At 64.9% G+C, this 7255-nt stretch carries 7 protein-coding genes; 6 read left to right on the top strand and 1 reads right to left on the bottom strand.

Annotated features, from left to right (window positions below):
* Positions 1-939 (bottom strand): molybdopterin-dependent oxidoreductase (locus ACESL5_RS07000; RefSeq protein WP_372592061.1); only part of this gene is annotated, 939 nt, incomplete at its 3' end.
* 375 nt (positions 940-1314) lie between these two features.
* Here ACESL5_RS07000 and ACESL5_RS06995 point away from each other — a divergent pair.
* From ACESL5_RS06995 to ACESL5_RS06970, 6 genes are all read left to right on the top strand, one after another.
* Positions 1315-1785 (top strand): molybdenum cofactor biosynthesis protein MoaE, encoded by a 471-nt coding sequence (locus tag ACESL5_RS06995; protein WP_372592060.1) that lies wholly within the window; start codon positions 1315-1317, stop codon positions 1783-1785.
* 13 nt (positions 1786-1798) lie between these two features.
* On the top strand, positions 1799-2995 hold the full coding sequence (gene glp / locus ACESL5_RS06990; RefSeq protein WP_372592059.1) for a gephyrin-like molybdotransferase Glp: 1197 nt from the start codon (positions 1799-1801) through the stop codon (positions 2993-2995).
* Positions 2992-3492 (top strand): cyclic pyranopterin monophosphate synthase MoaC, encoded by a 501-nt coding sequence (gene moaC, locus ACESL5_RS06985; protein WP_372592058.1) that lies wholly within the window; start codon positions 2992-2994, stop codon positions 3490-3492. The genes glp and moaC overlap by 4 nt, the downstream gene beginning before the upstream one ends.
* A gap of 263 nt (positions 3493-3755) precedes the next feature.
* A complete protein-coding gene (gene moaA, locus ACESL5_RS06980) occupies positions 3756-4742 on the top strand; it encodes a GTP 3',8-cyclase MoaA (protein ID WP_372592057.1) in 987 nt (328 codons plus the stop codon).
* Between the two features lie 251 nt (positions 4743-4993).
* Positions 4994-6412, top strand: coding sequence for an NfeD family protein (locus tag ACESL5_RS06975; RefSeq protein ID WP_372592056.1), 1419 nt, complete (start codon positions 4994-4996; stop codon positions 6410-6412).
* Between the two features lie 18 nt (positions 6413-6430).
* On the top strand, positions 6431-7219 hold the full coding sequence (locus ACESL5_RS06970) for a slipin family protein (RefSeq protein WP_372592055.1): 789 nt from the start codon (positions 6431-6433) through the stop codon (positions 7217-7219).
* Positions 7220-7255: the final 36 nt, after the last annotated feature.

Genomic DNA, 7255 nt, shown 5'->3' with positions numbered 1-7255 from the left:
CTCGATGTAGTGACGAGTCTCCTGGTAGGTGACCAGCGGCTTGTCGACGAACTTGATGCGGCGCAGCCACTTGATCGACATGTTCGCTTCGCAGCCCGGAAGCAGGAAGCGGATCGGGTAGCCGTTTTCCGGACGCAGCGCTTCGCCGTTCTGGGCGTAGGCGATCATGGCGTCCTTGTACATCTCGGCCTGGTCGGCCGGGATCGGCTCGCCGAACTGGTCCTTGGCGCCTTCCATCGGGATGGAACGCTGCAGGGCCGAGCCGTCGGTGCCTTCGGCGTACAGCCAGGTCGACTTCGGATCGACACCGACGTATTCCATCAGGTCGGTCAGCTTGACGCCGGTCCACTCGGAGCAGCTCATCATGCCGTGGGTGAACTGCATGGAGTCCATCTGGACGCCGCGCCATTCCATTGCACCGTTGGCCGGGCACTCGAGGAAGTGGATGGCGGTGTGCGACGGCATGCGCTTGAGATCGTCCATCGAGAAGACCATCGGCTTGTCGACCATGCCGTGGATGACCAGCTGATGGGTGTCCGGGTCGACGTCGACGGCACCGGCGTGGTGGCGCTCGAAGTGCAGCCCGTTCGGCGTGATGATGCCGTGTAGATCCTGCCACGGGGTGAAGCTGATGGAAGCGACAGTGTCGGCGGTCAGCCAGCTGACGTTGCGACGCTTGACGTCCTTCTCGAACTTCGACGGCATGCCGTAGGGGATGGACACGACGCCCCGACCGAGGATGTTGCGGGTCGGACCGTCTTCCAGCGGCTCCTTCACGGTCTCCAGCTCGACGTCACCGTAGGCGTTGCCGGCGGCTGCAGCTGCAGCACCGGAAGCCGCCAGCGCGACGCTCTTGCGGAGGAATTTGCGACGGTCGCTGGAAGCCACGCCCTCACGGGCATCGCTCTGCGGCGTCTTATCAAGTGTGGTTTCTGACATTGCTCACTCCTGCATCGTAGGCAATTGGTCGGATCAACTCGTGTTCGATCCATTCCGAGCCAGCCGGTTCTCCGACAACCGGAAGGCGCGCTTTTGTGGACAGGTCAGCATGTTGCCGACGTCAACGGTGCCCGCTATTGTTCATGGGTTGTCCCGCCGGGTCAATTCGGAGACGGGCCATGTCTTGTCTGGGCTGATCAAAAAATTGAACCGGCAGCAATCTACATCAGGACCTGCTAATTAACAACCGAGCCCGATTCAGAACATTTAATGGGGCATCAGCCTGTCTTGCCGGGAATGGTCGCCACTTGGCCCGCGTGTGTCATCTCGCTATAGTCTGCCGGAAATATCCGAACCGGACGCCGAGCTCACGCCGTGTACAGATCCATCCAAGTCCAGGAAGCCGATTTCGACGTCGGCTGCATTCTTTCCGAACTGCGCGCGCAGTGCGCGCACGTTGGGGCCGTGGCCAGTTTTCTCGGCACCGTGCGCGACATCAACGACGATCTGGCGGTCAGCGACCTGGTGCTCGAACACTACCCGGGCATGACCGAGCGGGCGCTGGAGCGGGTGGCCGATGAGGCAATTTCCCGTTGGCCGCTCGCGGGCGTGAGCATTGTTCACCGAGTCGGGCGCCTGCGACCGACCGACCAGATCGTACTAGTGGCCGTGGCGAGTGCGCATCGGGGGGATGCGCTGGAATCCTGCACCTTCATCATGGATTACCTGAAGACCCACGCCCCCTTCTGGAAGAAGGAGGTCGACCCCGAGGGGCACAGTCGCTGGGTGGATGCCCGCGAGAGCGACGAACAGGCGCGCCGTCGCTGGTTCGCCGATTTCGAATAGGAGGCTGGTTGCCGTGGAATCCGTCAGTCGCGTGATCGAGCGCGTGCGCGAGCAGATCCCCGTTATCGGGGAGACCGAGTCGGTGCCGATTACCGACGCGGTCGGTCGTGTCCTGTGCCAGCCCCTGATTGCCCCTCGGGATGTTCCTGTCGCGCCCCTGAGCCTGTTCGATGGCTATGCGATGCGGGCCCCGGTCGCCCGCGGCGACCGGTTCGTCGTGGCGGGCAAGCAGTTTGCCGGTGACCCGCCGGCTCACCTCGCCCCCGGAACGGCCATGCGCATCTTTACCGGCGCCCTGCTGCCCGAGGGGGCCGACACCGTCATCGCCCAGGAGTCGACCGAGACCGATGATGCGGACGCCATTCGCTGCACCGAGTCACTGAGCGCGGGCGCCGGCGTACGCCAGACCGGGGCCGACACCCGCGAGGGCGAGGTGCTGTTGCCGGCCGGCACGCGGATCGGTCCGTCCATGATCGGGCTTGTCGCCAGCACCGGGATGGCCGAGGTGCGCGTCACTCGCCGCCCGCGGGTGGCCTTGCTGACCACGGGCGACGAACTGCTGGACCCGGGGGCGGCCTTCACTCCCGGCAAGATCTACGACGCCAATGGCCCCATGCTGGAGGCCCTGCTGCACTCGGCCGGGGCGGAGATCGTCTGCCGCGCCAGTCTGCCGGACGACGCGGACATTATCGAGGCGCGCCTGCGCGAGGCGGCCGACGCGGACCTGATCGTCACCTCCGGCGGGGTGTCGGTCGGCGAGGCGGACCTGGTCCGGGCTGGCGTCGAGGCTTTGGGGCGCATCGATCACTGGCGGGTGTTCCTCAAGCCGGGCAAGCCGCTGGCGGTGGGAGAGGTGCAGGGCACGCCGTTCTTCGGGCTGCCCGGCAACCCGGTCTCCACCTTCGTGACCTTCCTGCTGTTCGTGCGCACCGCCCTGGAAAAGGCCGCCGGCCAGTCCGATCCGGGAAGCCTGCCGACCCAGCCCCTGCCGCTGGCGACGGCCCGTCGCGGTGCCGACCGCCCGGAATACATTCGGGTGCGTCGCGTGCAGCGAGACGGTCGGATCGTGCTCGAACCGTATCCCGACCAGAACTCCGGGCTCTTGAGCTCGCTTGCCTGGGCCGACGGCCTGGCATTCATCCCGGAAGGGGCCGAGCTGGCCGCCGGCGATCCGGTCGAATTCATCGCCTTCAAGGAGCTGGGACCATGAGTCAGAAACTCACGCACATTGATGAGAAGGGCGAGGCGCGCATGGTTGACGTCGGCGAGAAGGCGCACAGCCAGCGCGTCGCGGTGGCCGAGTCGCGGATCGTCATGCAGCCGGAGACCCTTGACCTGATTCTCTCGGGCGGACACAAGAAGGGCGACGTGCTGGCCACCGCCCGCATCGCCGGGATCATGGCGGCCAAGCGCACCGGCGATCTGATTCCGATGTGCCACCCGCTGATGCTGACCCGGGTGAAGGTTGATCTTCAGCCCGAGCCGGAGCGGCATTCGGTGCGCATCACGGCCGAATGTGGCGTTACCGGTCAGACCGGGGTGGAGATGGAAGCACTGACCGCCGCCTCGGTGGCGGCGCTGACACTCTACGACATGTGCAAGGCCGTAGATCGCGGCATGGTCATCGAGCAGACGCGTCTGCTCGAAAAGCGAGGCGGCAAGAGCGGCCACTGGCGGGTGGAGGCGGGCAACGGATCCGCGTCGTGATGTTCGAGCGGGGGGGGCGTTAGGTTTTTATCGCCATAGCGCTTGCATTTTCCCGTGGCGGTCATTACCGTTATGTCCGAGTGAACACGACGCATCTGTGACTCACTCCTGCAAAGCTGGTCCCACCGTGATTCGATTCCGACCCCTCGAATCAGGGCGGGGCCTCCCAATACAGACGACACTGGCCGCTTGGCCGGTGTCGTGACCGACGAACGAGACGGTGCCTCCCGGATGGGGGCATTCAACCGGCAAAGGCAAACGCGATGCAGCAGTTGACCGACCCATTTGGCCGCTCCATCAATTACCTGCGGCTGTCCGTGACCGATCGCTGCGACCTGCGGTGCTTTTACTGCATGCCGGAAGGATTCAAGGACTTCGAGGTACCGGAGCACTGGCTGACGATCGGCGAGATCGAACGACTTGTGGGCGTCATGGCGGACATGGGCCTGTCCCACGTGCGCATCACCGGTGGCGAGCCGCTGGTGCGCAAGGGCATTGAGGACATTGTCGGCGGGATCAGCGCCATGCCGGGCATCCGGGACGTGTCGCTGTCTACCAATGCCACGCGCATGAACAAGATGGCCGATTCCCTCAAGGCCGCCGGCGCCGACCGCATCAACGTCAGTCTCGATACCCTCGACCCCGAGCGCTTCAAGTCGATCACCAAGGGGAAGGTGGACAAGGTCCTCGACGGACTGGCCGCCGCGAAGGCCGCCGGATTCTCGCCGATCAAGATCAATGCGGTCGTGATGAAGGGCATCAACGAGCACGACGTCGAGGACCTCCTCGACTACTGCATCGACAACGGCTTCACCCTGCGCATGATCGAGACCATGCCGATGGGCGAGACCGGTCGGGACGCCATCGACCACTACGTCAGCCTCCAGGACGTCAAGAAGCGCCTGAAAGAGAAATACGACCTGATCCCGGCTGTCAGCTCCGTGACCGGTGCCGGCCCGGCCCGCTACCTGCAAGTGGCGGGTACCGACACCATGGTCGGTTTCATTACCCCGATGTCCGAGCATTTCTGTGAGACATGCAATCGGGTGCGCCTGGGCTGTGACGGCACCATGTACATGTGCCTCGGCCAGGAGGAAAGCTTCTCCTTCCGTCCATTGCTGCGCCGCGGCATCCCGGACGACGAACTCAAGGAGGCGCTGATCCAGGCGATCAGCCTCAAGCCCGAACGCCACGAGTTCACGGAAAAGCCGGAGAAGGTCATCCGCTTCATGTCCATGACAGGCGGCTGACACTGTCGGCTTTACCCCACCGCCATCACGCTGCCACGACCGCCCGCCTGCCGGGCGGTTTTTCGTTAGCTGTCATCGAATGGCCAATGGCCTATGCTGTCACTGTCGACCGATAGGACCTCGGGGACCGTGCGGACAGGATCTATGCAGTCCGTCCCCCGACAATGTTTCCCGTCAACGGGAGGGCAGGAGTAACGATGAGCGCGGAGCGGCAAACCGTCAGGAAGCTTGGGTGGGCGCGCGGTCTGCGCATGCTGCTCTGGCCCCTGTTGGTCCTGATGGGCATCGCCTGGTTGCTCGCCGCACAGGCGCAGGACGAGCGTCGCCAGGCGGTGCTCCTGACCGTGCAGGACGCCATCGGGCCGGCCACTGCCGACTACGTCATCCGCGGCATCGGGACGGCCGAGGAGCGTCGCGCCGAGCTGGTCGTGCTGCAGCTCGACACCCCCGGTGGTCTGGACTCGAGCATGCGCTCGATTATCCAGGCCATCCTGGGGGCCGACGTGCCGGTGGCCACCTACGTTCACCCGGCCGGTGCACGGGCGGCCAGTGCCGGCACCTACATCCTCTACGGCTCGCACATCGCGGCCATGACTCCCTCGACCAATATCGGCTCGGCCACGCCCGTGCAGATCGGCGGGGGCGGCGGCCTGCCGGGCATGACGCCGCCGGACGAGGAGGACGACAAGACGGCGGACGAGAAGGATGCCGGGGAAAATGGTGGCGAGAAGGGAGGGACGGCCGACTCGGCGGACAAGGAGCCGCGTCGCGGCGAGGACGCCATGGGGCGCAAGGTGCTGGAGGACGCGGTCTCGTACATCCGCGGCCTGGCCGAGCGGCATGGCCGCAACGCCGACTGGGCCGAGGACGCCGTGCGCGAGGGCTTCAACATCACCGCGAGCGAGGCGCTCGAGCGCGACGTGATCGAGTTCGTCGCCGAGAACGTCACCGACCTGCTGGCCCAGCTCGACGGCCACGAGGTGACGGTCAACGGCGTGGTCCGCACCCTGTCGACCGAGGGACTGGAAGTGGTCAGCGAGGATCCCGACTGGCGCACCGAACTGCTGTCGGTGATCACCAATCCCAATATCGCCTATATCCTGTTATTGATTGGGATCTACGGGATCATTTTCGAACTGGCCAACCCGGGCGCGATCGTGCCCGGGACCATCGGGGCGATTTCCCTGATCCTGGCCTTCTTCGCCCTGCAGGTCATGCCGCTCAACTATGCCGGGCTGGCGCTGATCCTGCTCGGAATCGTCTTCATGATCGCCGAGGCCTTCGTGCCCAGTTTTGGTGCGCTCGGCATCGGCGGTCTGATTGCCTTCACCACGGGATCCATCATGCTCTGGGACGACCCCAATCTGAACATCGCCTGGCCACTGATCGTCGGCGTGGCCATCGCCATGGCCGGTTTCTCCATCTGGGTGCTGGGCCGGTTGCTCGATCTGCGACGGAAAAAGCCGGCGATCGGCTACGAGGAGTTGATCGGCATGGTCGGTACCGCCAAGGAAGACTTCGACCGCAGCGGGCGGGTCTGGATTCACAGCGAGCTGTGGACCGCGGATACCGAGCGACCGGTGCATGCCGGCCAGCAGGTGCGCGTGGTGAGCATCGATGGACTGCGGCTGGCCGTCGAGCCGGTCGGTTCGGACAACAAGAACGCCTGACGAGCGAGGGAGAGAGACATGATTCTGGGCAATTTCGGATTTCTGGTCGTGCCGCTGGTGGTGCTGGTGGCACTCATTGCCATGTCGCTGCGCGTGCTGCGCGAGTACGAGCGTGGCGTGGTGTTCTTCCTGGGGCGTTTCCAGCGCGTCAAGGGGCCGGGGCTGATCATCGTCATCCCGGTGATCCAGCAGATGGTCAAGGTGGATCTGCGCATCATCACCCTCGACGTGCCCAGCCAGGACGTGATCTCGCAGGACAACGTCACCGTGCGCGTCAACGCGGTGCTCTACTTCCGCGTGGTCGACTCCGAGCGGGCCGTCATCCAGGTGGAGAACTACTACCAGGCGACAAGTCAGCTCGCCCAGACCACCCTGCGCTCGGTGCTCGGCAAGCACGAGCTCGACGAGATGCTCTCCGAGCGCGACAAGCTCAACAACGACATCCAGAGCATCCTCGACGAGCAGACCGACGCCTGGGGCATCAAGGTGACCAACGTCGAGATCAAGCACGTCGACCTGGACGAGTCCATGATCCGCGCGATCGCCCGCCAGGCCGAGGCCGAGCGCGAACGCCGTGCCAAGGTCATCCACGCCGAGGGCGAACTGCAGGCCGCCGAAAAGCTTGTCCAGGCCGCCGACATGATGAAGGAAAGCCCGGCCGCGCTGCAGTTGCGCTACCTGCAGACGATGGGCGACATGGCCACCAACGGCAAGACCAGCTCCATCTTCTTCCCCTTGCCGCTGGAGCTGACCAGCGCCTTCAAGGGATTCGCCAACCAGTTCGGCGATAGCGGGCGAAGCGAGTAATCCGGTCGCGGCCGTGGACTGTACGTACCCCGTCGA

The organism is Guyparkeria sp., from assembly GCF_041687595.1.
GTDB lineage: Bacteria > Pseudomonadota > Gammaproteobacteria > Halothiobacillales > Halothiobacillaceae > Guyparkeria.
This window is presented reverse-complemented; position numbering and strand designations above follow the sequence as displayed.

What these genes read in the sequence shown, in the direction of transcription:
- moaC (WP_372592058.1), top strand. Translation starts at nt 2,992, where the DNA reads ATGAGTCAGAAACTCACGCACATTGATGAGAAGGGCGAGGCGCGCATG.
- moaA (WP_372592057.1), top strand. Translation starts at nt 3,756, where the DNA reads ATGCAGCAGTTGACCGACCCATTTGGCCGCTCCATCAATTACCTGCGG.
- ACESL5_RS06975 (WP_372592056.1), top strand. Translation starts at nt 4,994, where the DNA reads ATGCTGCTCTGGCCCCTGTTGGTCCTGATGGGCATCGCCTGGTTGCTC.
- ACESL5_RS06970 (WP_372592055.1), top strand. Translation starts at nt 6,431, where the DNA reads ATGATTCTGGGCAATTTCGGATTTCTGGTCGTGCCGCTGGTGGTGCTG.